Annotated in this window: 20 protein-coding genes and 1 pseudogene; 13 read left to right on the top strand and 8 right to left on the bottom strand. The window is 72.2% G+C overall.

Annotated elements, in window-relative coordinates; all coding sequences use genetic code 11:
- Both AB0A97_RS24790 and AB0A97_RS24785 read left to right on the top strand, forming a co-directional pair.
- Nucleotides 1-2,601: pseudogene (locus AB0A97_RS24790) on the top strand (PA14 domain-containing protein); the annotation flags it as partial.
- A 266-nt stretch (nt 2,602-2,867) separates the two neighbouring features.
- On the top strand, nt 2,868-3,212 hold the full coding sequence (locus AB0A97_RS24785; RefSeq protein ID WP_361153777.1) for a hypothetical protein: 345 nt from the start codon (nt 2,868-2,870) through the stop codon (nt 3,210-3,212).
- A gap of 774 nt (nt 3,213-3,986) precedes the next feature.
- Here the strand turns inward: AB0A97_RS24785 and AB0A97_RS24780 are convergent.
- Entirely contained in the window at nt 3,987-5,258 is a 1,272-nt protein-coding gene (locus tag AB0A97_RS24780; protein WP_361153775.1) for a glycoside hydrolase family 18 protein, read from the bottom strand.
- A gap of 529 nt (nt 5,259-5,787) precedes the next feature.
- Here AB0A97_RS24780 and AB0A97_RS24775 point away from each other — a divergent pair.
- Nucleotides 5,788-6,960, top strand: a complete 1,173-nt coding sequence (locus AB0A97_RS24775; RefSeq protein ID WP_361153772.1) for an acyl-CoA dehydrogenase family protein — start codon at nt 5,788-5,790, stop codon at nt 6,958-6,960.
- Between the two features lie 110 nt (nt 6,961-7,070).
- Here AB0A97_RS24775 and AB0A97_RS24770 read toward each other — a convergent pair whose 3' ends face one another.
- Nucleotides 7,071-8,270 (bottom strand): pyridoxal-phosphate dependent enzyme, encoded by a 1,200-nt coding sequence (locus AB0A97_RS24770; RefSeq protein ID WP_361153770.1) that lies wholly within the window; start codon nt 8,268-8,270, stop codon nt 7,071-7,073.
- Between the two features lie 312 nt (nt 8,271-8,582).
- Between AB0A97_RS24770 and AB0A97_RS24765 the strand changes: the two genes are divergently transcribed.
- Both AB0A97_RS24765 and AB0A97_RS24760 read left to right on the top strand, forming a co-directional pair.
- Complete coding sequence (locus AB0A97_RS24765) at nt 8,583-9,773, top strand: hypothetical protein (protein WP_361153769.1); 1,191 nt, start codon at nt 8,583-8,585, stop codon at nt 9,771-9,773.
- A complete protein-coding gene (locus AB0A97_RS24760) occupies nt 9,770-10,876 on the top strand; it encodes a phosphotransferase family protein (protein ID WP_361153767.1) in 1,107 nt (368 codons plus the stop codon). The genes AB0A97_RS24765 and AB0A97_RS24760 overlap by 4 nt, the downstream gene beginning before the upstream one ends.
- A gap of 100 nt (nt 10,877-10,976) precedes the next feature.
- On the opposite strand, the gene AB0A97_RS24755 is transcribed toward AB0A97_RS24760, so the two are convergent.
- Nucleotides 10,977-11,399 carry a hypothetical protein gene (locus AB0A97_RS24755; RefSeq protein ID WP_361153765.1) on the bottom strand — a complete coding sequence of 141 codons (423 nt, stop codon included), beginning with the start codon at nt 11,397-11,399 and terminating at the stop codon, nt 10,977-10,979.
- Nucleotides 11,400-11,606: 207 nt separating this feature from the next.
- On the opposite strand from AB0A97_RS24755, the gene AB0A97_RS24750 reads away from it, so the two are divergent.
- From AB0A97_RS24750 to AB0A97_RS24730, 5 genes are all read left to right on the top strand, one after another.
- Nucleotides 11,607-12,047, top strand: a complete 441-nt coding sequence (locus tag AB0A97_RS24750) for an Lrp/AsnC family transcriptional regulator (RefSeq protein WP_026170119.1) — start codon at nt 11,607-11,609, stop codon at nt 12,045-12,047.
- A gap of 175 nt (nt 12,048-12,222) precedes the next feature.
- Entirely contained in the window at nt 12,223-13,863 is a 1,641-nt protein-coding gene (locus tag AB0A97_RS24745) for an amidohydrolase (RefSeq protein ID WP_361153763.1), read from the top strand.
- A 620-nt stretch (nt 13,864-14,483) separates the two neighbouring features.
- On the top strand, nt 14,484-16,097 hold the full coding sequence (gene lnt / locus AB0A97_RS24740) for an apolipoprotein N-acyltransferase (protein WP_361153760.1): 1,614 nt from the start codon (nt 14,484-14,486) through the stop codon (nt 16,095-16,097).
- Nucleotides 16,094-16,852, top strand: coding sequence for a polyprenol monophosphomannose synthase (locus AB0A97_RS24735; protein ID WP_361153757.1), 759 nt, complete (start codon nt 16,094-16,096; stop codon nt 16,850-16,852). The genes lnt and AB0A97_RS24735 overlap by 4 nt, the downstream gene beginning before the upstream one ends.
- Nucleotides 16,853-17,046: 194 nt before the next feature.
- Nucleotides 17,047-18,012, top strand: a complete 966-nt coding sequence (locus tag AB0A97_RS24730; protein ID WP_361153755.1) for an LLM class F420-dependent oxidoreductase — start codon at nt 17,047-17,049, stop codon at nt 18,010-18,012.
- A gap of 91 nt (nt 18,013-18,103) precedes the next feature.
- On the opposite strand, the gene AB0A97_RS24725 is transcribed toward AB0A97_RS24730, so the two are convergent.
- Nucleotides 18,104-18,361, bottom strand: coding sequence for a hypothetical protein (locus tag AB0A97_RS24725; protein ID WP_361153753.1), 258 nt, complete (start codon nt 18,359-18,361; stop codon nt 18,104-18,106).
- A 182-nt stretch (nt 18,362-18,543) separates the two neighbouring features.
- Here AB0A97_RS24725 and AB0A97_RS24720 point away from each other — a divergent pair, with 182 nt between their 5' ends.
- Both AB0A97_RS24720 and fxsA read left to right on the top strand, forming a co-directional pair.
- Nucleotides 18,544-18,882 carry a VOC family protein gene (locus tag AB0A97_RS24720; protein WP_361153749.1) on the top strand — a complete coding sequence of 113 codons (339 nt, stop codon included), beginning with the start codon at nt 18,544-18,546 and terminating at the stop codon, nt 18,880-18,882.
- A gap of 58 nt (nt 18,883-18,940) precedes the next feature.
- The gene (gene fxsA, locus AB0A97_RS24715) at nt 18,941-19,534 is read left to right on the top strand and encodes an FxsA family membrane protein (RefSeq protein ID WP_361153747.1); all 594 of its coding nucleotides are present in this window, start codon (nt 18,941-18,943) and stop codon (nt 19,532-19,534) included.
- 425 nt (nt 19,535-19,959) lie between these two features.
- Here the strand turns inward: fxsA and AB0A97_RS24710 are convergent, their stop codons facing one another.
- The 4 genes from AB0A97_RS24710 to AB0A97_RS24695 form a co-directional block, all read right to left on the bottom strand.
- Entirely contained in the window at nt 19,960-20,343 is a 384-nt protein-coding gene (locus tag AB0A97_RS24710; RefSeq protein WP_031000331.1) for an RNA polymerase-binding protein RbpA, read from the bottom strand.
- Between the two features lie 393 nt (nt 20,344-20,736).
- Nucleotides 20,737-21,558, bottom strand: coding sequence for a glycerophosphodiester phosphodiesterase family protein (locus tag AB0A97_RS24705; RefSeq protein WP_361153744.1), 822 nt, complete (start codon nt 21,556-21,558; stop codon nt 20,737-20,739).
- A 197-nt stretch (nt 21,559-21,755) separates the two neighbouring features.
- Entirely contained in the window at nt 21,756-22,682 is a 927-nt protein-coding gene (locus AB0A97_RS24700; RefSeq protein WP_361153742.1) for an LLM class F420-dependent oxidoreductase, read from the bottom strand.
- Nucleotides 22,683-22,865: 183 nt separating this feature from the next.
- Nucleotides 22,866-23,576 carry a hypothetical protein gene (locus AB0A97_RS24695; protein WP_361154000.1) on the bottom strand — a complete coding sequence of 237 codons (711 nt, stop codon included), beginning with the start codon at nt 23,574-23,576 and terminating at the stop codon, nt 22,866-22,868.
- A gap of 127 nt (nt 23,577-23,703) precedes the next feature.
- Between AB0A97_RS24695 and AB0A97_RS24690 the strand changes: the two genes are divergently transcribed.
- A complete protein-coding gene (locus AB0A97_RS24690; RefSeq protein ID WP_361153739.1) occupies nt 23,704-25,206 on the top strand; it encodes a PLP-dependent aminotransferase family protein in 1,503 nt (500 codons plus the stop codon).
- Nucleotides 25,207-25,285 lie beyond the last annotated feature (79 nt).

Here is a 25,285-nt window from a genome sequence, read left to right as displayed (position 1 = left end):
ATGAGGCGCCCTCGGCGCTCCTTCTCCCACCTGCTGTTCAGCGCATTACTGTTCGCCTTCGCCGTATCGCTGCCCGTCAGCAGCCTCGCGCCGCCCGCGCGGGCGGCGGAAACCCCGAGCGCGGACGAACACGGCCTCAAAGGCGAGTACTTCCGGATGTCCGCGCCCGGTGCCCGCGACTTCGCCGAGCTCGGCGGGACGACCGTGGAACCGGCCGTCGACTTCCCGGACCTGAGCTCCGTCTTCCGCTTCGCCACCGGGCGCACCGAACACACCACGGCGCGGTGGAGCGGCAGGATCGAGGTGCCCGAGAGCGGGAAGTTCACCTTCTTCGCCAAGGGGGACAACGGCTTCCGGTTCTTCATCGACGGCAAGCCGGTCATCGACCACTGGTTGCCCGACTGGGACGTCGAAGTCAAGAGCGAACCCCTCGAACTCACCGCCGGCCGGCAGTACGACTTCCGGTTCGAGATGTTCCAGGACACCGGCGGTTCCAACATGGTGCTGAGCTGGCAGAGTCCGGACGTCAAGAGGCAGCCGGTCCCGGAGTCGGCCTTCACCCTGCCGGACGGCTTCGAGCCGTATCCGGTGGACCTCACCGTCGGCGCCGACGGGCGCCGGCTGCGGGCGACGTTCGAGGGCGAGGTCCATGGGGCCGAGGCGCTCAAGGACCACCTGATGCTGGAGGTCGACACCACGCAGATGCCTGTGGAGTCGGTCGTCGGGGACGGGGACGACCCGCGCTCCGTGGTCCTCACACTGGCCGGGCCCGTCCAGAAGGGGCAGCGGGTGCGCTTCGGCTACGACGGCAAGGGCGGGCTCACCAGCGGCGGGAAGCCCGTCCCCGTGGTGATCCGCGCTGTCGGGAACCTCTCCACCCACCGGCTGACCACCGAGTGGGGCGACAAGATCGATCCGAACAACCCGCTGCCCGAGTACCCCCGCCCGCAGGAGAAGCGGGCGGCGTGGCAGAACCTCAACGGCCGTTGGGAGTTCGCCGGCGCCCGTAAGGACGAGCAGCCCCCGTTCGGCAAGCGGCTGGCCGAAACGGTCACGGTGCCGTTCCCCGTCGAGTCGCAGCTCTCCGGGATCGAGCGGCACGAGGACCACATGTTCTACCGCAGGCTCGTCACCGTCCCCAAGAGCTGGCACGTCGGCAACGCGCGACGCCTCAAACTCAACTTCGGCGCCGTCGACTACGAGGCGCGGGTATGGGTCAACGGCAAGCAGGTGGCCCGGCACACCGGCGGTTACACCGGATTCAGCGCCGACATCACCGACGCGCTGAAGAAGGGCGGCCAGCAGGAGATCATCGTCGGCGTCACCGACACCGGCGGCGCCAACCAGCCGAAGGGCAAGCAGACGCCGCACCCCGGGGGCATCTTCTACACCCAGTCCTCCGGCATCTGGCAGACCGTCTGGATGGAACCCGTCGCCAGGACGGCCGTCGACAGGATCGTCAGCACTCCCGACATCGGCAGCAGCGCTCTCAAGGTGACGGCGGAGTCCCACAACGCTTCCTCGCGGGCGAAGGTCACGGCCGTGGCGCGTGACAAGAAGGGGCGGGTGGTCGGCAGGGTCACCGGAGCGGCCAACACCAGCCTGAACCTGAAGGTGCGGAACCAGCACCTGTGGTCGCCGGACGACCCCTACCTGTACGACCTCGAAGTCACCCTGCGCGACGGTGGGCCGAAGGACTCCGTCAAGAGCTACTTCGGGATGCGCTCCATCGGCGTACAGAAGGTCGGCGGCCACCCCAAGCTCGTCCTGAACGGCAGGCCCTTCTTCTCCCTCGCCATGCTGGACCAGGGCTTCTGGCCGGACGGCCTCCACACCCAGCCCAGCGACGCCGCGCTCCGCTTCGATCTGGAGGGACAGAAGCGGCTCGGCTTCAACGCGGTGCGCAAGCACATCAAGGTCGAGTCGCCCCGGTGGTACTACCACGCGGACCGCATCGGACTGCTGGTGTGGCAGGACTTCGTCTCCGGCACCATCACCGACGAGCGGGGGCAGCAGGCGTTCACCGACCAGGGCAAGGAGATGATGAAGCAGACGCACAACTCACCGGCTGTCGGCGGCTACGTCGTCTTCAACGAGGGCTGGGGCGAGTGGGACCGCGCCGCCACCGGCCGGCTCGCCGAGGCCGTCAAGGCGACCGACCCCACACGCGTCGTCAACGCGCACAGTGGCGTCAACTGCTGCGACTCCAAGGGAGATTCGGGCAAGGGCGACATCATCGATCACCATGACTACAACAACGTCGACCCGCCCGCACCCGACGACCGCCGGGCCGCCATGGACGGCGAACACGGCGGCTTCACCTTGCGCACCCCCGGCCACATGTGGCCCGGCACCCCCACCGTGATCTACAGCGGGGTGGCCGACCCGGAGGCGCTGACCCGGAAGTACGTCGACAACACCCGGCGGTACTACCTGCGCCAGGCAGGCGAGCAACTGTCCGGCTCGGTCTACACGCAGGTCTCCGACCTGGAGAACGAACTCAACGGATTCTGGACGTACGACCGGCGCGAGCTCAAGGTCGACCCCGCCCGCATCCGCGCCGTCAACCGCGAGGTCATCGCCGCCGGAGCGGCGGCGGGAGGCTGACGGCCCCGCGCGTCCCGGGTCCTACGACTGGCCCGGGACGCACGGGAGCGCCCGAAGCGCCCTACGCCGGAACGCCGTTCCGCTGTGGACCGCCGCCAGGCGGGGGCGTGCACAGCCAGTGCGCCGACATACCGCCGACGCCGTTCGGGGCAATGCAGGCACGTTTCTCCGTCACTCCTGGGGGTGATGCATGGGTGCGCGTCTGCCGAAGGGGGAAGAGGTGCCTGCGGCAACTTTCCCACCTGCAGAAAGACCCGCAGATGCGTCTTCGCTCCGCCATCACCGCCGCCCTCGGTGCCGCCGTGCTCCTGGCCGCCACTCCTGGTTCGGCTTCCGCGGCTACAGGACAGTTCCGTTTCTCCTACGTGACTGTCGAGGGGGACGAGGCCAGCGGCTTCCTCAACAACCCGCCCAGTGGTCGCTGCATCAACCTCCACGGCGTCGGCCAGGAGAACCCGGAGCCCGGCCACTCGCCGAAGAACCGCACCGATGCCTGGGCGACCGTCTTCACCGGCACCGACTGCCAGGGCGACTCCTTCCGCCTGCGGCCACGCACCGGCGGCGCCTCAGAACGCCTCAAGCTGCGGTCGGTCATCTTCAACTGACGCGCACAGACAGAACCGAACGGCCTCGTTGCCCCGGCTCGTTAAGCTCTTCGCGGCCGCTCCCGAAAGTATCGACGGGGATAGCGTTCTGGGGTGGAACGGTTTCGTGCGGGGGACCGCGAGGGCCCCCCGATCCGGTTGGCAATGCCGCTGGGGGTGGACCGGCACGCGCAGGGACCACTGGAAGAAGGCGAAGAAGGGCAGCGACAAGGCGGGACCACCCCCGCACCCGCGGGGACCACAGGCCCTGACCAGCGGCTTCAGCAGGCGGTGCTGTGGATTTTACTTACTTTCACGGAATTCGGCATAACCGGCATATGTGGAGGCATTGACGGGCTGCTCCGTTCGGGGTGTGAGCGGGAGGTGGGTCTTGAGGTGGGGAGGGGAGGGTGGCGTGTCTCAGGGGGCTGGGCCTCGGTGGGGCCGTTTCTGCGGCGGCCGAGGGTGTGGTTCCGGCGGTACCCTAACCCTCGGTGGGGCCGTTTCTGCGGCGGCCGAGGGTGTGGTTCCGGCGGTACCCTAACGCGCTTCCGGAGCGTCGGGCTCTGTATTCCCGTGGGGGCGGGATCAGTTCGATGACGTGGCTTGGTCGACCTGGGGTGGGCGGTACAGGGGAGTCTGCGTTGGTAAGGGGAGTTGATGGAGATGGCGAGGCCGGGCCCGTGGAGAACGGGCCCGGCTTCAGCGCCATTGTGCGGAGACTGTCGCTACGGCATTCCCTGACCTTGCGTCTGGCGAGGGGGCGCGCCCAGTCCGGAGGCGCTGCTTGGGTGGCTACTTGATGGACTTGATCAGTTCACCGTTCGCCGTGTCGCCGCTCAGTTCCCAGAAGAACGTGCCGCCCAGGCCCTGCTGGTTCTTGTAAGCCATCTTGGTGCCGATGGTTTCCGGGGTGTCGTAGCTCCACCACTGGCTGCCGCACTTGGCGTAGGCCGTGCCGCCGACCTTGCCGGTTGCCGGGCAGCGGGTCTTGAGGAGCTTGTAGTCCTCGATGCCGGCCTCGTACTTGCCCGGTGCCGCGCCGGTCGCCGTGCCGCCCGGCGCGTCCTGTGTCACGCCCTGCCAGCCGCGTCCGTAGAAGCCGAGGCCCAGCAGGAGCTTGTTGGCGGGGACGCCCAGGGTCTTGAGCTTCTTGATGGTGTCGGTGGTGTTGAAACCGGCCTTCGGGATGCCGTTGTACGGGGTCAGCGGCGAGTGCGGGGCCGTCGGTCCCTTCGCGTCCCAGGCGCCGAAGTAGTCGTACGTCATGGGGTTGTACCAGTCGAGGTACTGCGCGGCGCCCTTGTAGTCGGCGGCGTCCAGCTTGCCGCCGGCCGAGGCGTCGGCGCTGATGGCCGCCGTCACCAGCTTGCTGCCGAACTTGGAGCGCAGCGCCTTGGCGAGGTTGGTGAACGCTTCCCGGCCGCTGGTGTCGCAGGTCAGGCCGCAGGCGTTCGGGTACTCCCAGTCGATGTCGATGCCGTCGAAGACATCGGCCCAGCGCTTGTCCTGGACGAGGTCCAGGCAGGACTGCGCGAACGCGTTGGGGTTCTTGGCGGCCTGGGCGAAGCCGCCGGACCAGGTCCAGCCGCCGAAGGACCAGATCACCTTGAGGTTCGGGTGCAGTTTCTTGAGCTTGCGCAGCTGGTTGAAGTTGCCGCGCAGTGCGCCCGCGTCCCAGGTGTCGGCCTTGCCGTCGACGCTCTGGTCCGCGGTGTACGCCTTGTCGTAGTCGGCGTACGCGTCGCCGATGGTGCACTTGCCGCCCTGGACGTTGCCGAAGGCGTAGTTGATGTGGGTCAGTTTGTCGGCGGAACCGGACGTCTGGATGTTCTTGACGTGGTAATTGCGGTCGTAGACGCCCCAGTTGGTGAAGTAGCCGACGACCTTGTCGCCGGCTGCCCGGGTGGCGGCGGGTGCGGTCGGCGCGGTCGCGGGGGCGGCGCTGCCGGTGGGGTCGGCGGCGGCCGTGCCGGCGAAGAGGGTGCCGGCCAGGGCGGCCGTACACAGCGCGGTGGTGGCGGCGATCAGTCGACGAGGTGATCGCGTACGGATGGGTCTGGGCATGTCGTCTCCTCGGAGGGGGGCGAGGGCGGTGCGGGACGGACACGCGTTCCGAATTGGCATGAACGCGTTGAGTGTTGCGGGGGAGAACGTAGAAGGACTAGACCAGTGTGGTCAATGGTTTGGACCAATTTCGTGGCGCGTGCGTACAGCCCCCGGCGGCCGGGAGGGGGCGGGGGAGTGACGGGAGGGCGTATAGGGGACGGGGGGAGTGACGGGAGGGCGTAAGGGAGGGCGTGTGGGGTGGCGTAGGCGGCGGGGAAGGTGGCGGGGTCGAGTTTCGGCCGGGTCTGATGGCGGTGAAGGGCCGCCGGTTCCGGGGCTGACGAAGTTCCGGCCGAGCGGAACAAGATCTCGATCAACCAGTGACGTGAAGCTGTCGATCGGGCATACTCACAGCGCCACAGCTGCAGGTCACCGCCCTCCGCGACCCGGTGGGGGATCATCTGCTGAGCACTGTGCGAATGACCGGCGGCGCCGCCTCACCCTCGCGGGCGCCGTCGCAGCGCCCGACAGGGAGGAGAGCGCCGCCATGACCGAGTACGGCCCCCGGCCGGTGGACCGCAGGCTGCCCACGGAGGAGGCCCGCGATCTGCTGGCACTGGTGCGGGATCTCCTCGACCGTGAGATCAAGCCGGTCGCCGCCGAGCAGGAGGAAGCGGCACGGTTCCCCCGGGAGACCTTCGCCCTGCTCTCCGAGTCCGGTCTGCTCTCCCTCCCGTACGCGGAGGAGTTCGGCGGCGGAGACCAGCCCTACGAGGTGTACCTCCAGGTCCTGGAGGAGCTGGCGGCCGCACGGCTGACCGTGGGGCTCGGCGTCAGCGTGCACACCCTCGCCTGCCACGCGCTCGCCGAGTTCGGCACGAAGGAACAGCGCGCCGCCCACCTGCCCGCCATGCTCGGCGGCGGTCTGCTCGGCGCCTACTGCCTCTCCGAGCCCGCGTCCGGCTCCGACGCCGCCTCCCTGACCACCCGGGCGGTACGGGACGGGGACACCTGGACCCTGGACGGCACCAAGGCGTGGATCACCCACGGCGGTGTCGCCGACTTCTACACCGTGCTGGCGCGGACCGGCGACAAGGGCGCCCGCGGCATCACGGCCTTCCTGGTGCCCGGTGACGCGGAAGGGCTGACCGCCGCCGCGCCCGAGCGCAAGATGGGCATGAAGGGCTCGCCCACGGCCCAGTTGCACTTCGACGGCGTACGGGTTCCCGACGCGCGCCGTATCGGGGACGAGGGCCAGGGCTTCACCATCGCCCTGTCCGCCCTGGACTCCGGTCGCCTCGGGATCGCCGCCTGCGCGATCGGCGTCGCCCAGGCCGCGCTGGACGAGGCGCTGGAGTACGCCGCATCCCGGCAGCAGTTCGGCCGTCCGATCGCCGACTTCCAGGGCCTGCGCTTCATGATCGCCGACATGGCCACCCAGATCGAGGCCGGCCGCTCGCTCTATCTGGCCGCCGCCCGCCGCAAGGACGCCGGCCTGCCGTTCTCGAAGGAAGCGGCGATGGCCAAGCTGTTCTGCACGGATGCCGCGATGCGCGTCACGACGGACGCCGTCCAGCTGCTCGGCGGGTACGGCTACACGCTCGACTTCCCGGCCGAGCGCTACATGCGCGAGGCCAAGGTGCTCCAGATCGTCGAGGGCACCAACCAGATCCAGCGCATGGTCGTCGCGCGGCACCTGGCGGGGCCCGAGTCCCGCTGAGGGCAGGGGAGGGAATCCGTACGGCGGCTCCGTAGGAAATGGCGGGTCGGGGCGGCGGCGGACGGTCGGAGAGCCGCCCGCCGCGGGGGGCGATGAGCCCCGCGGTGCCGTCACCCGCCCGCCGGGCCGGACCCCAGCTCCTTCATGCCCGTCGCCGTGCCGATCGCCACCACCAGTTCCGGCAGCTCGCGCAGCATCCGGCGGGCGACGGAGACCGCCACGGCGGAGGACGTCTCCAGCAGCAGGCCCTGCTCGGCGAGGCGCCGCTGTTCGGCCACGAACTCCTTCTCGGCCACGGCGACGGCCGTGCCGCCGGATCGCCACAGCGCGTCCAGTCCCTGCCAGCACGGGCGTTCCTCGCCGAGCGAGAAGGCGGCGGTGGGGTGGCTCTCCACACGCGTACGCTCCTGGGCCGCGCGGTCGGCGTGGCGCAGGGCGGCGGTGAAGGGCGCCGCGCCGGCGGGCTCGGCGGCCACCATCCGCGGCACCGCGGACACCAGGCCGGCCGCGGACAGCTCCCGGAAGCCGCGCTCGATCCCGGACAGCAGGTCGGCCCGGCAGGTCGGTACGACGACCGCGCCGATCCGCCGCCCGGCGAAGTCGCGCGCCAGCTCGTACGCCACCGACTTGTAGCCCTCGTCGGCGTACGGATTGCCGCCGGGGGAGGGCGCGGAGAAACTCGTGAGCGGATACCAGCCGTGCTCCTCGACGGCCCGCGCCATCGCGGCGTTGCGGGCCAGGAAACCGCCTTCGCACGGCACCTGCTCGGCACCCAGCAGGTCCATCTGCGCGGCCAGCGCGGGCGGTACGCCCTCGTCGGTGAAGACCACGCACCGCAGCCCGGCCCGGCCCGCGTAGGCGGCCGCCGCCGCGCCCGCGTTGCCGGACGACGCGGCGACGACGGTGTCGGCACCGGTCTCCAGCGCGGCGGCCACGCCCACCGCCATCGCCCGGTCCTTGTGCGAGCCGGTCGGGTTGCCGCCCTCGTACTTGACCCACAACTCGCTGCCGCACTCCGGCGCGAGCCCGTCGCCGAGCGCGGCCGGGTCGGTGCGCAGCCGTATGGTGGGGGTGTCGCCCTCGCCGAGCGTCACCGGCGGGCCGCTGACCGGCAGGGTTTCCGGCCAGCCCCACGGGCCGCCCGGGTACGAGGACAGCTCCAGGCCCGCCAGGTCGGCCAGCGGCGGCATCGCGTTGACCCCGATGTCCTCCGCCGCGCACCGGGGGCAGCCGGTGAAACCTCTCACCTCCAGGCCACAGCGCAGGCAGTGCAGGCTGCTCGGGTCCTGTGCGGCGCCGGCCGTCGTCATGGTGCCCCCTCGTTCCGTCACCGTTATGTCGCCGGTGTCCGCGATGGCTTACGCCTCCCACTGTACGGCGGTGTGTCCGTCGTACAGCGCAGCGGGCGGCTCCGTGTCCGCCGGCAGCCGGGGGAGGGCGGTGCCGTGGCGCGGCGCCGCTTTGGCCCTGGGCTCCTCGTCCGGGCGAGGGCACGGCTATGGTCCCGCGCCTACTCCTGACGTACCGTCAATTCCTGCCGCGGAAACGGTCGCCGCCGAGACGGAACCGCGCGCCCCGGAGGCCACCGGACCGCGCCCGCCCGCGCGTCCAGGAGGTGTCCCGTGACCGACCGGCCGATCGCGCTCGACGAATACCCGGTCCACCAAGTGCCGCTGTCCATGCGGTACGTCGCCACCGGTGACCGCAACGCCTACGACCGCTGCATCTTCCACGTCATGGACCACACCGGCCGCGCACTGCTCGTCGCCGGCCTCGGCGTCTACCCCAACACCGGTGTCATCGACGCCTACGCCACCTTGCGGCTCGATGACCGTCTGCACGCCGTACGGGCCTCCGACGCGCTCACCGACGACCGCCTGGCCCTCACCGTCGGACCGCTGACGATCACCGTCGACCGGCCCCTCGAACGGCTCCGGCTGCACTGCGCCGCCGACCCGGCCGTCCCCGGCGGGCTCTCCTGCGATCTCGTGTGGCACGCCGCCTTCCCCGCCGTCTGGGAACCGCACCACACCCAGTACCGCGGCGGACGGCTCGTCCTCGAAGGCCGCCGGTTCGTCCAGGCGGGCACCTGCACCGGCACCATCCGCGCCGGCGGCGAGCAACTGACCGTCACGGCGGGGGAGTGGACCGGCACCCGGGACCGCAGCTGGGGCGTGCGGCCGATACCCGGCGAGGACGGCGGGCGGGCCGCCGAGGAGGCGCGGCCGGAGGGCTTCCACTGGATCTGGTGCCCGGTCCGCTTCGACGACCGGTTCGTGATGGTCGTCGTCCAGGAGGACGCCGACGGGCACCGTACGCTCAATGAGGCCCTGCTCGTGCGCAACGGCACCCACGACGTCCAACTCGGCTGGCCGCACGCCGACATCACCTACCGGCCGGGCACCCGCCACCCCGAGCGCGCCGTGCTGCACCTCACCGACCCGTCCCGCAAGCCGCTCGAACTCGCCGCCGAGATCCTCACCTCGTCGCCCCTGGCCGTCGGCGCGGGTTATCCGCCCGCCGACGACTGGCAGCACGGTACCTGGCGCGGACGCGGCTGGACCGACCGCCGCACCTACGACCTCGCCGACCCCGCCGCCCATCCGCGGGCGGCCCACGGGGTCACCGATCACGCGGCCCGCTTCACGCTCGACGGCCGTACCGGGTACGGGATCTTCGAACACGGCAGCTTCGGCCGCCACGATCCCAGCGGGTTCAGGGGACACGCCGACGTGGCGGCGGCCGCCGGGGCACCGCCCGAGGCGGCACCGGACCGTCCGGAGGCGCCGGCCTCCCCGGAGGGGCGGTCATGAGCGGTGCGTCCCGGCCCCGCACCACCACCCGCGACCCGGTCGAGCTGACCCGACGGCTGTCGGCGTGGCTGGCCACCCGCCTGCCCGGTGCCCGCGCGGTCTCCGCGACCGTCCCCGCCTCCAACGGCATGTCCAGCGAGACCCTGCTCTTCGACATCGACCACCCCCGTCCGCCCGTCCGCTCCTGCGCCTTGCGCCTGGCCGCCGACCCTGCCGCTTACACGGTATTCCCCACCTATGACATGGCCCGCCAGTACCGCACGCTGCGCCTGGTGGCCGAGCACACCGACGTGCCCGTGCCGCGCACCCTGTGGCTGGAGGAGGACCCGGGGCCGCTCGGCGCGCCGTTCTTCGTGATGGAGCGCGCCGAGGGCCGCGTACCGCCGGACGTCATGCCTTACACGTACGAGGGGAGTTGGCTGCACGCCGCTACCGACGCGCAGCGCGCGGACCTGGAAGCGGGCACGGTCTCCGTCCTCGCCCGGATCCACGACCAGGTGCCCGTCGGGGAGACGGAGTTCCTCGCCCTGCCCGGCGGCGGGAGCGCACTGCGGCGGCATGTGACGGCCCAACGGGCGTACTACGCCTGGGTCGTCGCCGGACAGGAGCCGTCCCCGCTGATCGAGCGCGGCTTCGCCTGGCTCGCCGACCACTGGCCGACGGAGCCGGAAGAAGCCGACGAGACCGTACTGACCTGGGGCGACGCGCGGATCGGCAACATCGTCTACGACGGTTTCACGCCCGCCGCCGTGCTGGACTGGGAAATGGCCGTGCCCGGCCCGCGCGAACTCGACCTCGGCTGGCTGATCTATCTGCACCGGTTCTTCCAGGACCTGGCGGAGAGCGGCGGTCAGCGGGGGCTGCCCGGTCTGCTGCGCCGCGACCATGTGGAGGAACGATACGCCCGGCTCGCCGGTCACCCACCGCGCGCCATGGACTTCCACATCCTCTACGCGGCCCTGCGGCACGCCGTCGTCATGCTGCGCGTGGCGTACCGCCAGGTCCATTTCGGGGAGATGCCCGCACCCGCCGACCCGGACGCGCTGATCATGCACCGGGCCGCACTGGAGGCGATGATCGAGGGCCGCTACCGGCACTGGTGAGGGCCGTCACGGAGGCCGGGCAGTGGTGCCGCGGCGCTCCGGAAGCGGTGCCGGGACGGCGCGGGAGCGGCCGTCCGCTCCCGCCGGACGGACGCGGGCCTCAGGGCCGGCGCATCCGGGGCACGCGTGTCGGCCGCGTACCCGGCCCGCCCACGTGCGAGAACGGCTGCCGGCGCCAGTCCAGCCCCTCCGGCAGGGTCAGCAGCACGCCGGCGTCCTGCTCCTGGGCCTCCAGCGAGTCGTCCGCCGCGGGAGCGTCGGCCACCGGCCGCCCCGAGCCCTCGCACACCGACAGGCAGAACGGGTTCCAGGGCGTCGGGCACAGCGCGTGCTCGGGCAGGGTGTCCTCGTCGGCCAGCATCGCGATCGGCTGGGCGCAGTCCGGGCAGGTCACCCGGAAGATCTCCATGGTCTCGAAGGAGTCGTACGGATCGTCCTCGCCGGCGAAGCCGGGACCGTCGTCCTCCTGGGCATCGAGGCCGAGCGGCACGGATTCGGTCTTCAGACGTCGCATGATGGTCATCCCCCTCGGGTGGGCCGTACGGGCCGCCGGCTTCCTGTGACGGGCGGCTCGGCCAAGACCAGCAATTCCCCTCATGCCCCGCGCATAATCGCCGAGCCCCGCAGGATACGGGGGCACACGTGTGGTGTTGGTCACACGGGCAGCGCGGGCGCGTCCACGATCCGGCGTACGGTGCGCACACGCGCCCGAGCACAGTAGGTTGATCGGGTGGAGGAGTTGGACCGACAAATCGTGGATCTGCTCGTCAAGGACGGGCGGATGAGCTACACCGACCTGGGCAAGGCCACCGGCCTGTCCACTTCGGCGGTGCACCAGCGGGTGCGCCGCCTGGAGCAGCGCGGTGTCATTCGCGGCTATGCCGCCATCGTGGACCCGGAGGCGGTGGGGCTGCCGTTGACCGCGTTCATCTCGGTGAAACCCTTCGACCCCAGCGCCCCGGACGACATCGCCGACCGTCTGGCCGAGGTGCCCGAGCTGGAGGCGTGTCACAGCGTCGCGGGTGACGAGAACTACATCCTGAAGGTGCGGGTGGCCACGCCCCTGGAGCTGGAACACCTGCTGACCCGTATCCGCACGCTGGCCGGGGTCTCCACCCGGACCACGGTCGTGCTCTCCACGCCGTACGAGGCCCGGCCGCCGCGCATCTGACGCCCGCCGGGGCGCACGGGCACCCGTCCGGCGCGCACCGGCACCCGCCCGGGGCGCCCGAGGCGTGTGCCCCGGGCGTGCGCCGGGCCCAGGGCGCTCCGGCGCGCGGGCGCCGCGCGTCAAGACCCTGACCCCGCGCGCGGGCCCGCCGCCCGCAGGGGCCAAACTGTCCGCTATGAGTGAGCGCACCCCCGGCCCGGCCCGGCCCCGTACCGTCCTGCTGCGCGGTGGAGAGGTCCACAGTCCCGCCGACCCCTTCGCCACCGCCATGGTGGTCGAGGGCGACAGCATCGCCTGGGTGGGCGAGGAGGGCGCCGCCGACTCCTTCGCCGACGGCGTGGACGAGGTCGTCCACCTCGACGGCGCGCTCGTCACCCCCGCGTTCACGGACGCACACGTGCACACGACGGCCACCGGCCTCGCACTCACCGGCCTGGACCTGTCCGCAGCCCGTGCGCTCCCGGACGCGCTGGCCCGGGTACGGGAGTACGCGGCAGCCCGCCCGGCCGACCGGATCCTCCTGGGGCACGGCTGGGACGCCGCCGCCTGGCCCGAGGGCCGGCCGCCGTCCCGCGCCGAGCTGGACGCGGCCACCGGCGGCCGCCCGCTCTACCTGACCCGGGTCGACGTGCACTCCGCGGTCGTCACCACCGCCCTCCTCGACCTCGTCCCCGGCATCCGTGACCTGCCCGGATTCCATGCCGAGCAGCCGCTGACCGGCGACGCGCACCACGCCGTGCGGGCCGCCGCGTACGCCACCGTCACCCCCGCCCAGCGCGACGCCGCCCAGGCCGCGGCCCTGGCCCACGCGGCCTCCCGGGGCATCGGCACCCTCCACGAGTGCGCGGGGCCCGACATCTCCAGCGAGGACGACCTCACCGCCCTGCTGGCCCGCGCCGCACACGGGCCAGGGCCGCGCGTCGTCGGCTACTGGGCCGAGACCGTCACGAGCGCAAAGGACGCCGACCGGATTCGCGCCCTCGGCGCGATCGGCGCCGCCGGTGACCTCTTCGCCGACGGCTCCCTCGGCTCGCACACCGCCCACCTGCACGCCCCGTACGCCGACGCCGGCCACACCGGCACCGCCCATCTGGACGCCGACGCGGTCGCCGCCCACGTCGCGGCCTGCACCGAGGCCGGCCTCCAGGCCGGGTTCCACGCCATCGGCGACGCCGCGCTGACCGCCGTCACCGACGGCGTACGGGCCGCCGCCGACCGCGTCGGCCTGGGCCGGATCCGGGCCGCCCGGCACCGCGTGGAGCATGCCGAGATGCTCACCGAGGCCACCGTCGCGGCCTTCGCCGAGTTCGCCCTCACCGCTTCCGTACAGCCCGCCTTCGACGCGGCCTGGGGCGGCGAGGACGGCATGTACGCCACCCGGCTCGGCGCCGGGCGCGCCCGCACCCTCAACCCGTACGCCGCGCTGCTGCGGGCCGGCGTCCCGCTCGCTCTCGGCTCCGACAGCCCCGTCACCCCGCTGGACCCGTGGGGCACCGTGCGGGCCGCCGTCTTCCACCGCACCCGCGAGCACGGCATCTCCGCCCGCGCGGCCTTCACCGCCCACACCCGCGGCGGCTGGCGGGCGATCGGCCGCGACGACGCGGGCGTCCTGGTGCCCGGCGCACCCGCCGACTACGCGGTCTGGCGCACCGGCGACCTCGTCGTACAGGCTCCCGACGAGCGGGTCGAGCGCTGGTCCACCGACCCCCGCTCCGGCACCCCGGGCCTGCCCGACCTGACCCCCGGCCGGGACCTGCCCGGCTGCCTGTGGACGGTGGTCGGCGGTCGCACGGTGTACGGGCGGCCGAACGAGTGACTTCACGCGGGCGCGTACCCCCTCGGGACGCGCCCGGAGGCGCCTGCCCCACCTGGGAGAGCGGGCGCCGGCCTGGGGCGACGCGAAAACCACGCGGTCCGGGCAACTGTTGACAGCAGACGGTCGGCGGCCGGTAGGTTCGGCCGGGTCCACCACAGGACGTCAGACCGGGAGACCTCCGCGCAGTCGTCGAACGCAGCTGGGCCATGGGACGGTGTGCCGTACCGGCACTCCGCCACTGGGAGCCAGGTCCAGCACCTGCGGAACGGGGACGACGGAAAGGTTTCGTCCGGATGGGGGTCCCTCCCTGCTCGCCGAGAGCCAGGGGGAAGGTGCGACCCGGGTGGGGCCCGGTTGCTCAGTAGACAACGGCTTTCGGTCGACCCGCAGCCAGCGGGTCCCAGGTCGGCCCGAAGGGCGCCGGGCCCCGATCCGCACCGCGGGACGGTGCCCGCTCCCTCTTCCCCGCCGCACGCGGGCGGCGCAGCTCATACCTGTCGGCACCCCCGGTCCGCAATCGCGCGACCCCGTTGTACGGTCTGCACACCACCGCATGACCTGCAAGGAAGGCCGCGACCGTGCCCGACACCACCGCACGACCTGCAAGGAAGGCCGGGACCGTGCCATCGGGCTCCGACACCCCCGCACCAGCCGTGCCAGGGCGCGGCCGCCGGTTCGCGGCGCTGGTCCGCCGCGAGGCGCCGCGTACGGTGCTCGCCGTGCTGAGCGGTCTCGCCCTGGCGCTGGCCTTCCCGCCGTTCGACCTGTGGCCGCTGTCCCTCGTCGGCGTCGCGGCCCTCGGCCTGCTCACCCGTGGCAGGACGGCCCGTCAGGGTGCCTGGACCGGGCTCGCGTTCGGGCTGCCGTTCTTCTTCATGCTGCTGAAGTGGCTGCACGTCGTCGGCTGGGACGCGGTGTTCGGGCTGGCCCTCGTGCAGGCTCTGTACACGGTCCTGCTCGGTGCGGGCCTCGCCGTCACCTCCCGTGTGAAGTACGCGCCCGTATGGGCCGCCTGTCTGTGGGTCACCGAGGAGTGGGTCCGCGACCGGGTGCCCTTCGGCGGCTTCCCGTGGGGACGGCTCGCCTTCGCCAACACCGGCTCGCCCTTCACCTCGCTCGCGGCCCTGGGCGGCGCGCCCCTGGTGACCTTCGCCGTCGCCCTGAGCGGCGCTCTGCTGGCCGCGGCGGCCGTCGTCCTGTGGCGGCTGCGCCGCGGGCCCGGCAGGTCGGTACGGGCGGCCCTGCCCGCCGTGGTGGCCGTCGGCCTGGCCGCCGCGGTCACGGTGTCGGGACTCCTGGTCCCGGTGCACACCGACGCGGACGACCGGGTGGACATCGCCGTGGTCCAGGGCAACGTGCAGCGGCCCGGCATGGACTTCCTCGGCCGCCCGATGCAGATCCTGGACAACCACGCCACCGCCACGGAGCAACTGGCCGCCGACGTGAAGGCGGGCAAGGCCAGGAAGCCGGACCTGGTGATCTGGCCCGAGAACGCCTCGGACCTGGACCCGTTCCGCTACCCGCAGGCGTACGACCGTATCGACGAGGCGGTCAAGGCGATCGGTGTTCCCGTCCTCGTCGGCGCCCTGGTCGACCACCCGGACAAGCCGGGCTACGTCTTCAACCAGGGCATCGTCTGGGACCCGAAGAAGGGCCCCGGCGCCTCGTACACCAAGCAGCACCCGGTGCCGTTCGGCGAGTACGTGCCGTTCCGGGAGCAGCTCAGCAAGATCATTACACGGTTCCAGCGGGTGCCGCGCGACTTCTACCCCGGCGACCACACCGGCGTCCTCGACCTCGGGTCGGCCCGGCTCGGCGACGTCATCTGCTTCGAGGTCGCCTACGACGAGATCGTCCACGACACCGTGAACGCGGGCGCCCGCGCCCTCGTCGTTCAGACCAACAACGCCACCTACGGCCGCACCGGACAGCCCGAGCAGCAGCTCGCGATGTCCAAGCTGCGCGCCGTGGAACACGGCCGTGCCGTCGTCACGGCGGCCACCAGCGGGATCAGCGCGGTGGTGGCACCGGACGGTACGGTCACCCACAAGATCCCGGAGTTCACCCGAGGGGTGCTGCAGGCGAGCCTGCCGCTGCGTGACGAAAAGACGGTGGCCGACCGCGTCGGTGCCATTCCCGAGTGGGTGCTCGCTATCGTGGGGCTTCTGTCCTGCGTCGCCGCGACAGTCATCGGCCGGCGCGGGCGTACGAAGGACGAGAAGGGGCAGCAGTGACAGACGGCGGTCAGCGGAAGTACGGTCCGCTCGGGACCACCTTGGTGATCATTCCGACCTACAACGAGGCGGAGAACATCAAACCGATCGTCTCGCGGGTACGGACCTCCGTGCCCGAGGCGCACATCCTCGTCGCGGACGACAACAGCCCGGACGGTACGGGCAAGATCGCCGACGAGCTGGCGGCGGCGGACGACCATGTCCAGGTGCTGCACCGCAAGGGCAAGGAAGGGCTCGGCGCCGCCTATCTGGCGGGCTTCCGCTGGGGCATCGAGCACGGTTTCGGTGTCCTGGTGGAGATGGACGCGGACGGCTCCCACCGCCCCGAGGAGCTGCCGCGGCTGCTCACCGCCCTCAAGGGCGCCGACCTGGTGCTCGGCTCCCGCTGGGTGCCCGGCGGCCGGGTGGTCAACTGGCCCAAGCACCGCGAGTACCTCTCCCGCGGCGGCAGCACGTACTGCCGGGCCATGCTGGACGTACCGCTGCGCGACGTCACGGGCGGCTACCGGGCCTTCCGCAAGGAGACCCTGGAAGGGCTCGGCCTGGACGAGGTCTCCTCGCAGGGCTACTGCTTCCAGGTCGACCTGGCGCGCCGCGCCGTCGAGAGCGGCTTCCACGTCGTCGAGGTCCCCATCACCTTCGTCGAACGCGAGCGCGGCGACAGCAAGATGAGCAAGGACATCGTGGTGGAGGCCCTGTGGCGGGTCACCGGCTGGGGCGTCGGCTCCCGGGTGAACAAGCTCCGCGGACGCTGAGAGCGGGGCGCCGGGCTCCCGGGAGGGGCCCGGCCCTCGCCCCCGGCTGCTGTCGGCCCCGGCCGACGGCAGCGGGCGCGCCCGACGTTCGCGAGCGCACACACTAGGCCGGTCGGGCGGAGTCTTCCGGACCCGGCCGGGCATCATCACCACGACCGAGTTTTGCGGTCACATGATCGGGAAACTCGCGCCATATGGTGCAAATCGGCTACACGATGATGACTGAGCAAGCCGGCCCGCGTGATCTCGTCGACCACGTCGTCCGGGCCGAGGAGACCGGGTTCGACTTCTCGGTGACCTCCGACCACTATGCCCCCTGGCTGGAGTCCCAGGGCCACGCCCCCTACGCCTGGAGCGTGCTGGGCGCGGCGGCGCAGGCCACCTCCCGCATCCCGCTGATGACGTATGTGACCTGCCCGACGGTGCGCTACCACCCGGCGGTCGTCGCGCAGAAGGCCGCGACCATGCAACTGCTCTCCGGCGGCCGCTTCCGCCTGGGCCTGGGCGCGGGCGAGAACCTCAACGAGCACGTCGTCGGACGCGGCTGGCCGGGCAAGACCACCCGGCACGAGATGTTCACCGAGGCCCTGGAGATCATCCGGGCGCTCTTCGAAGGCGGCACCGTCAGCTACCACGGCAACCACTTCGACGTGGACTCCGCCAAGCTCTGGGACCTGCCCGACCAGGCCCCGCCGATCGGGGTGGCCGTGTCGGGGGAGCGGTCCTGCGAGATCGCCGGCCGTCTCGGCGACCTGGTCATCGCGACCGAGCCGAAGGGTGAGCTGATCAGTTCCTTCGAGAAGCACGGCGGCCAGGGCAAGCCGCGGGTGGGCCAGCTTCCCATCTGCTATGACCCCGACCGGGACGCCGCGGTACGCCGCGCCCACGACCAGTTCCGCTGGTTCGCCGGCGGCTGGAAGGTCAATTCCGAGCTGCCGGACCCGGCCGGGTTCGCCGGGGCCACCCAGTTCGTCCGGCCGGAGGACGTGGCCGGGACGATTCCCTGCGGCGACAACGTGGACGACTTCGTCGAGGCGGTGCGTCCGTACGCGGAGGCCGGCTTCACGGAGGTCGCCGTGGTCCAGGTCGGCGGCGGCCACCAGCGCGAGTTCTTCGACTGGGCGGGGAAGAAGCTGCTACCCGCGCTGCGGGAGCTCTGAGCGCGCTGGGAGCCCTGCGGAACCGATGGACCGCGGGGCTCCCGGACCGCCCGGCAGGGAAGCGCGCCGCCCGGCGCGCGGGCCCGCCGCATCAGTCGGCGGGCTCGTCCGGCGTCGGGTCGTCGGCCTGCGTGTCGCGGTCGTGCGCCGCGCCGCGGCGGCCCGTGCCGGAGACGTCGGTGTCGGGCACGTCGGTGTGCTCCGAGCCGTCGTCCCCGTCGTCCTCGCCGTCCGGGGTTCGGCCCTCCCACGGGTCCGGCGTGCCGCCGTGCGGGTCCGCCTGCTGGTCCGGCAGGTCCCGGGGAACGGCGCTGCCGCGCTGCTCCGGTGTCTCGCTGCGCTTGTCCATCGTGTTCGGCCTCCTTGTGAGAGGGGCGGGTAGGAGTGTCCGGTACGGGTGCCCGACAGGAGCGGCCACATGCGTTCCGAAGTGATCAGGACCGTACGGAGTGGCTGTACGGAAGCGGCCGTACGGAGAGGTAAGGGCAGGAGGAGACGGCGATGGCGGCGGTGACACCGAAAGAGCTGGTCATGGTGCTGGACTGTGCCGACCGGGAGGCGCTGGCGGACTTCTGGAGCCAGGCCCTCGGCTACCGGATCACGCGCACCACACCGCCCTACACCGCTCTGACGGACCCGGAGGGCCGCGGCCCCGAGCTGCTCCTCCAGCAGGTGCCCGAGCCCAAGCAGGGCAAGAACCGGATGCACCTCGACCTGCGGGTGCCCGCCATGGAACCCGGGCTGAGCAGGGTGCTGGCCCTGGGCGCCCGGGTCCTGCGCGGCCCGTTCGACGACGCGGGCTGCCCGACCACGGTCCTCGCCGACCCGGAGGGCAACGAGTTCTGTCTGATCGTCTTCGAGGGCGCGTGAGGCGCCCGGAGGCCACCCGCGGGCGGGCGCGGCGGCCGTGGCCAGGCACACTTGAACCATGACGTTCGCAGCCACGCCGCCGCCCCGGTCCCGTCCGCCCCAGCGCTCGCGCGCCCGCCGGTTCGTCCCCTTGGGCATCGCCGCCTGGCTGGTGCTGGAGATCTGGCTGCTGACCCTGGTCGCTGACGCCGCGGGCGGCCTGACGGTGCTTCTGCTGCTGCTGGCCGGTGTGGTCGCCGGCGGGTACGTGATCAAGCGCGCGGGCCGGCGGGCCTGGAAGAACCTCACGGAGACCATGCAGGCGGGCGGGGACCCCGCGGCCTCCTCGGGCGCGTCCGCGAAACCGGGGGAGCGGGCGTCCTCGGGCAGCGGGAACACGCTGCCGATGCTCGGCGGGCTGCTGCTGATGTTCCCCGGCCTGGTCACCGACGTCGCCGGGCTGCTCTGCCTCTTCCCGCCCACCCGCAAACTGCTCCACCGCCGCGCTGAGCGCTTCCTGTCCCGCCAGACGCGCCGTACGCCGGGCTCCCTCGGCGACGCCTTCCAGCAGGCCCGTATGCACCAGCCGGACGGCAAGGTCGTCCAGGGTGAGGTCGTACGCGAGGACGAGGGGCCCGCCCCGCGGCGTGAGGATCCGCCGCTGACGCGCTGAGCGCGGTAACTGGGAGCGGAACAGGGCGGATTGGCCGCGCAGGCGTACAGCAGGTGTGCGAGCGGTCACGCCGTGTGGTGGCGCGGGCGGGCGAGGTCCGCAGGGGGCGAGAGGCGGGCATGAGGAAGCCCCGGCCAGTCGGGGGGAACCGGCCGGGGCGGTCCGAGGGTGCGGATACCGATGGCGGTCGCCTCTCGGCGGAAGGCTCCGTGGGGCTTCAGCCGAACGATCGTCCCCACGGGCACATGGTGAGGCCCGGGGACACTGTCCCACCGGCACCCGCACCCGTTGCAGCGCTTCGGCTCCGCGGATGATTCCGCAGGTGGGGGGTGACCTGACGCACACCGGGGCCCGCATGCGGACGTGGAAACGGGCCGGGGCCACTGCGTGGTGCAGTGGCCCCGGCCCGTTCGCGCGTCCGTTCGTCAGGCGGACTTGCGATTGTTGTTGTTGTCGCGCGGATGCACGGCAATGTTCATGGTGCCGGAGCGCAGGACGGCCAGCCGTTCGGCCAGCACTTCCTCCAGCTCCTCGCGGGTGCGCCGCTCCATGAGCATGTCCCAGTGCGTACGCGCGGGCTTGCCCTTCTTTTCCTCAGGGCCATCGCCATCCACCAGGAGGGCTTGTGCACCACAAACCTTGCACTCCCACTCGGATGGAATCTCGGCCTCTACCGAGAACGGCATCTCGAATCGATGTCCGTTCTGGCATGCGTACTCCACCGCCTGGCGCGGGGCCAGGTCGATGCCGCGGTCGGTCTCGTAGCTGGTCACCACAAGTCGCGTGCCGCGAAGAGCTCGCTCACTCATGAATCGTGCCTCCCGGGCTTGTCGCCCACAGGACAGGTGTCGCTGTCGTCGTCATCCGGTCAACGTCCGGTCGGCGGTGAAGATTCCCGTCACCGGGAGATGTGCCCACTCGTCGCCCACCACCGCCTGATGGAGGCGCTGCGCGCCGCTGCCTTCCTTCGTGCCGCCCCTTGTTGTACCCACCAATGCCCGGTTTGTCACATCTGGCAGCAGATGTCACCCAGCGCTTTCCACAGTTCAGCGCGCAGTAACGGTCCGCCTGGTGAGCCAAAGGCGTACACTACCGGCCCGCAGCCCCCACGCCTAAATCAGGGTCCCCCTCGGCGCGACCGCCCCACTCCGGTAACGGCTCGTCAGGGCGGTGCGGACGGCCCTTCCGAGAGGGTGCGGGCCTCACTCCGCGGGCCAGGACCCCCGGGCGGTGAGCACCTCCCGCAGGGCGCCGATGTCGTCGGTCATGATTCCGTCGACGCCGAGGTCCAGCAGGGCCGCCATCTGCCGTGGATCATTCACCGTCCACACGTGCACCTGCAAACGCCACGCGTGCGCGGCCCGGATCAGCAGTGGATCGACCACGCGGATGCCGGACTGCCGCTCCGGCACCTGCACACACACCGCATTGCGCCGGACCGCAGCCCCCAGCAGCCGGTCCAGGGGCACACCCCGGCCGTACGAGCGCATCCGCAGCCCCAGTACGCCGCGCGTGCCGAGCGAGGTCGCCAGCCGCGGGCCGGCCAGCCGCTGGGCCCGCGCGACGCGGGCCTCCGAGAACGAGCCGACGCACACCCGGTCCCAGGCGTCCGTACGGCGCAGCAGGTCCAGCAGTGGCCGGAGCGCCGCCTCCGCCTTGATGTCGACGTTCCACCGGGCCCGCGGAAACTCCTCCAGCAGCTCCTCGAAGAGCGGCAGTGGCTCCCGGCCCGCCACCCGGGCCCGGCGGACGGTCTGCCAGGGGAGCCGGCCGATCGCCCCGCCCCGGTCGGTGACCCGGTCCAGCGTGGCGTCGTGGAACGCCACGAGCCGGCCGTCCGACGTGGCGTGCACGTCGGTCTCCAGGTAGCGGTAGCCGAGCGCCACCGCGCGCCGGAAGGCCGCGGCGGTGTTCTCCAGCCCGTCCGCGGCGCCGCCCCGGTGGGCGAAGGCGAGCGGGGCCGGGTGGTCGAGGAAGGGGTGCCGTACGGGCAACCCGCGGGTGGTCAACTGCTGGGAGCGCATTGGCCAGAGGATATACAGGACGGGCCGGCCGGCCGTCGGCAACCGGCCACGGCCTCGGCCGGTCGGCGGTGGTGCGGCTCGGTGGGCGTACGCCGTGCTGCCTGCGTGGCGTGCTCCCTGCGCGGCGCGGCGTGGCGCACGCGCGGTACGGCGCCGGGGCGCCCGCCGTCCTCGCCCGCCGCCCCGGCCCGCCGCCCTCAGCGCAGCGTCTCACCCGGAAGATCGAGGATGCGCTCCGCCGCCGTCTCCAACTGGGCGAGGTCGTGCCGGGGGCTCTCCTCGGGCGGAACCGGACCGGCGTAGCTGGACAGGAACGTGTCGAGAACGACGTACGGGACGCCCAGCTCCGCCAGCGCCTCCAGGTCGGCGCGTACCTGGTCGACCGTGCCGTGGCCCGGCAGCCGGGACTCCGACTCCACCGGCCGCTCCGTGAGGTGCAGGGCGATCCGGGGTGTCACCGCGGGCGTCGGCCGGCCGGCCGCTTCCGCCGCGGCCTCCAGGACCGGCAGCCGCTCGCGGATCGTGTCCGCGCCCAGCGTGTACGGATGCCAGGCGTCCCCGAACCGCCCGGCCCGGCGCAGCGCGGCGTCGCTGAGGCCGCCGACCCAGACCGGCGGGTGCGGGTCGCGGACCGGGCCGGGTCCTGTGGTGATGTCCGTGTAGGCGACGTGCTCACCCTGGAAGGAGACCACCGGCCGCGTCCAGTGTTCCTTGATGCAGGCGAGGTACTCGTCGGTGATCCGGCCGCGGGACGCGTAGTCGACGCCGAGCGCCGCGTACTCCTGCTGCGACCAGCCGAGGCCCACGCCGAACACCAGCCGCCCGCCGCTGAACCGGTCCAGGTTCGCGGTCACGCGTGCGGTCTGCAAGGGGTGGCGGTACGGGAGGACGACGACCGTCGTGCCCAGCTCGATGGTGCTGGTCCGGCCCGCGAGCCAGGCCAGCGTGGTGAACGGGTCGTAGAACGGCGGCGGGAAGGCGCCCGCGACCTCCGGGGGCAGCGTCACATGGTCGGAGATCATCGCCAGGTGGTAGCCCAGCTCCTCGGCGCCGCGCACCCACGTCTCGATGCTTTCGGGGGTGGTGCCCTCCCCGTAGTTGAGGACGTTGATCCCGATCTTCACAGTCGCTCCCCTCGGTTGCTGCACCCCTCGTCGCCGGGCAGTAAAAGGCCAGGTCAGAGGGGTGGTTGATAGGGGGAGCGTAACAGTCGGCGCGGGCGGGGCCGGGGACGTGAGGCGATAAATCGGTACAAGGGTAAGGGAGTTGCGCCCAGGAGGCTGCGACGGTGGCCGAGGGCCGTGGGGTCAGGGGCGGGGCGCGGGCGCGGAAGCGGCAACGGGCTCGGACGACGCCACCACGCGGCCGCGCTGCCCGCCGATCGTGAAGAAGCGCAGCGAGAACTGGGCCAGCGGCCCGATGGCCAGTGCGTACAGCACGGTGCCCACACCCACCGAGCCCCCGAGGAGGAAGCCGACGGTGAGCACCGCGACCTCGATGCAGGTACGGACGAGCCGCAGCGGCCGGCCCGTACGGCGGTGCAGGCCGGTCATCAGGCCGTCCCGCGGGCCGGGCCCGAAGCGGGCGGAGATGTAGAGCCCCGTCGCCATGCCGTTCAGCAGGATCGCGAAGACGAGCAGGGGGATGCGGGCGGCGAGCGTGGTGATCTCCGGTACGAGGGTGAGCGTCGCGTCCATGACGAGGCCGAGGATCACGACGTTGGACACCGTCCCGAGCCCGGGACGCTGCCGCAGCGGAATCCACAGCAGCAGGATCAGTACGCCGGAGACGATCGTGACGGTGCCGATCGACAGGCCGGTATGCCGGGAAATGCCCTGGTTGAGGACGCTCCACGGCTCCAGGCCGAGTCCGGCGCGCAACTGTAGTCCCATGCTGAGGCCGTACAGGACCAGTCCGGTGTAGAGGTGGACGAGGCGGCGCGGCAGTCGCCGACCGGGCGTGGGGTCCGCGCGGCGGCCGGACGTCGCGTCCGCCTTGCTGTCGCTCGCGCCCTCCATGGCGCCGGACCTCCGGGTGCTGAACAAAATCTTCCCCCTCCTGGCATGATTGGACTGGCTCGTGACACTCTGTGGCTCGGAGATGATCAGTTTCCAGGGCCAATCCGGGAAAGGTGGACTGCTCACGATGGCGCAGTGGACTTCAGCGGTGGGGGCGTCGCAACTCGCCCGGCTGCTCCGGTCGCAGGACACCCGCGACGCCGTGGCACCGGCCGGCCGCCGCATCCCCGCCTACCGCGGCCTCGCGGACGGCGTCCGCCTCCTCGTCCTGGAAGGCCGGGTACCGGTCGCCGCCCGTCTGCCCGCGGAACGCGAACTGGCCGCCGCACTCTCCGTGAGCCGCACCACCGTCGCCGCGGCCTATGAAGCGCTGCGCGCCGAAGGGTTCCTGGAGTCCCGCCGAGGCTCCGGCAGCTGGACCGCCGTCCCCGCGGGCAACCCGCTGCCCACCCGCGGCCTGGAACCGCTGCCCCCGGAGGCGGCCAGCTCCATGATCGACCTCGGCTGCGCGGCCCTCCCGGCCCCCGAGCCCTGGCTGACGCGCGGTGTGCAGGGCGCCATGGAACATCTCCCGCTGTACGCGCACACCCACGGCGACTACCCGGCCGGCCTGCCGGCCCTGCGCCAGGCGCTCGCCGACCGCTACACCGCCCGCGGCATCCCCACGATGCCCGAACAGATCATGGTCACCACCGGCGCCATGGGCGCGGTGGCCGCCATCTGCCGCCAGATCACCCGGCCCGGCGAACGGGTCGCGGTCGACTCCCCGTCGTACGCCAACATCCTCCAGCTGATGCGCGACGCCGGCGCCCGGCTCGTCCCCGTCGCCCTCGCCGACCGCCTCGCCGGCTGGGACATCCCGGCCTGGCGCCAGGTCATGCGGGACGCCGCGCCCCGTATGGCGTACGTCGTCGCCGACTTCCACAACCCGACCGGCACCCTCGCCACCGAGGACCAGCGCCGCCGCCTGGTGGACGCCGCCCGCGCGGCCGGCACGGTCCTGGTCGTCGACGAGACCATGGCCGAACTCCGCCTGGACGACATCGGGATGCCGCGGTCCGTCTGCGCCTTCGACCCGGCGGGCAGCAACGTCATCACGGTCGGCTCCGTCAGCAAGGCGTTCTGGGCGGGGATGCGCATCGGCTGGGTACGGGCCGCCCCCGACCTCATCCGCAGCCTCGTCGCCGCCCGCGCCTTCGCCGACCTCGGCTCGCCGGTCCTCGAACAGCTCGCCATCGTCTCGCTCCTGGAGGGCGACGGCTGGGAGCAGGCCGTGGAGATCCGCCGCGACCAGGCCCGCGAGAACCGCGACGCGATCGTCGCCGCGCTCCGACGCCACCTGCCCGACTGGGAGTTCAGCGTGCCGGACGGCGGCCTCACCCTGTGGGCACGCACCGGCGGCCTCTCCGGCTCGCGGATCGCGGAGGCGGGGGAGCGGCTCGGTGTACGGGTGCCCTCGGGGCCGCGGTTCGGCGTGGACGGCGCGTTCGAGGGTTTCGTCCGGCTGCCCTTCACCGTCAGCGGAGCCGTCGCCGACGAGGCCGCGTCCCGACTGGCCGCCGCCGCCCGGCACGTGGCGAGCGGAACGGCCGCCGGCGAGGTGGAGACGCCGCACAGCTTTGTGGCGTGAGGCGGTGCGGGCACGGTCCCGCCCTTGGCGTGGTCAGCGGTCATCTCGTGCCGGTACGCCGGTCCGTGGCGACGGGTCG

The organism is Streptomyces sp. NPDC045470, from assembly GCF_040646595.1.
Classification (GTDB): Bacteria; Actinomycetota; Actinomycetes; order Streptomycetales; family Streptomycetaceae; genus Streptomyces.
Note: the sequence above shows the minus strand (reverse complement) of the source record. Positions and strands in the feature narration are given on the sequence as shown.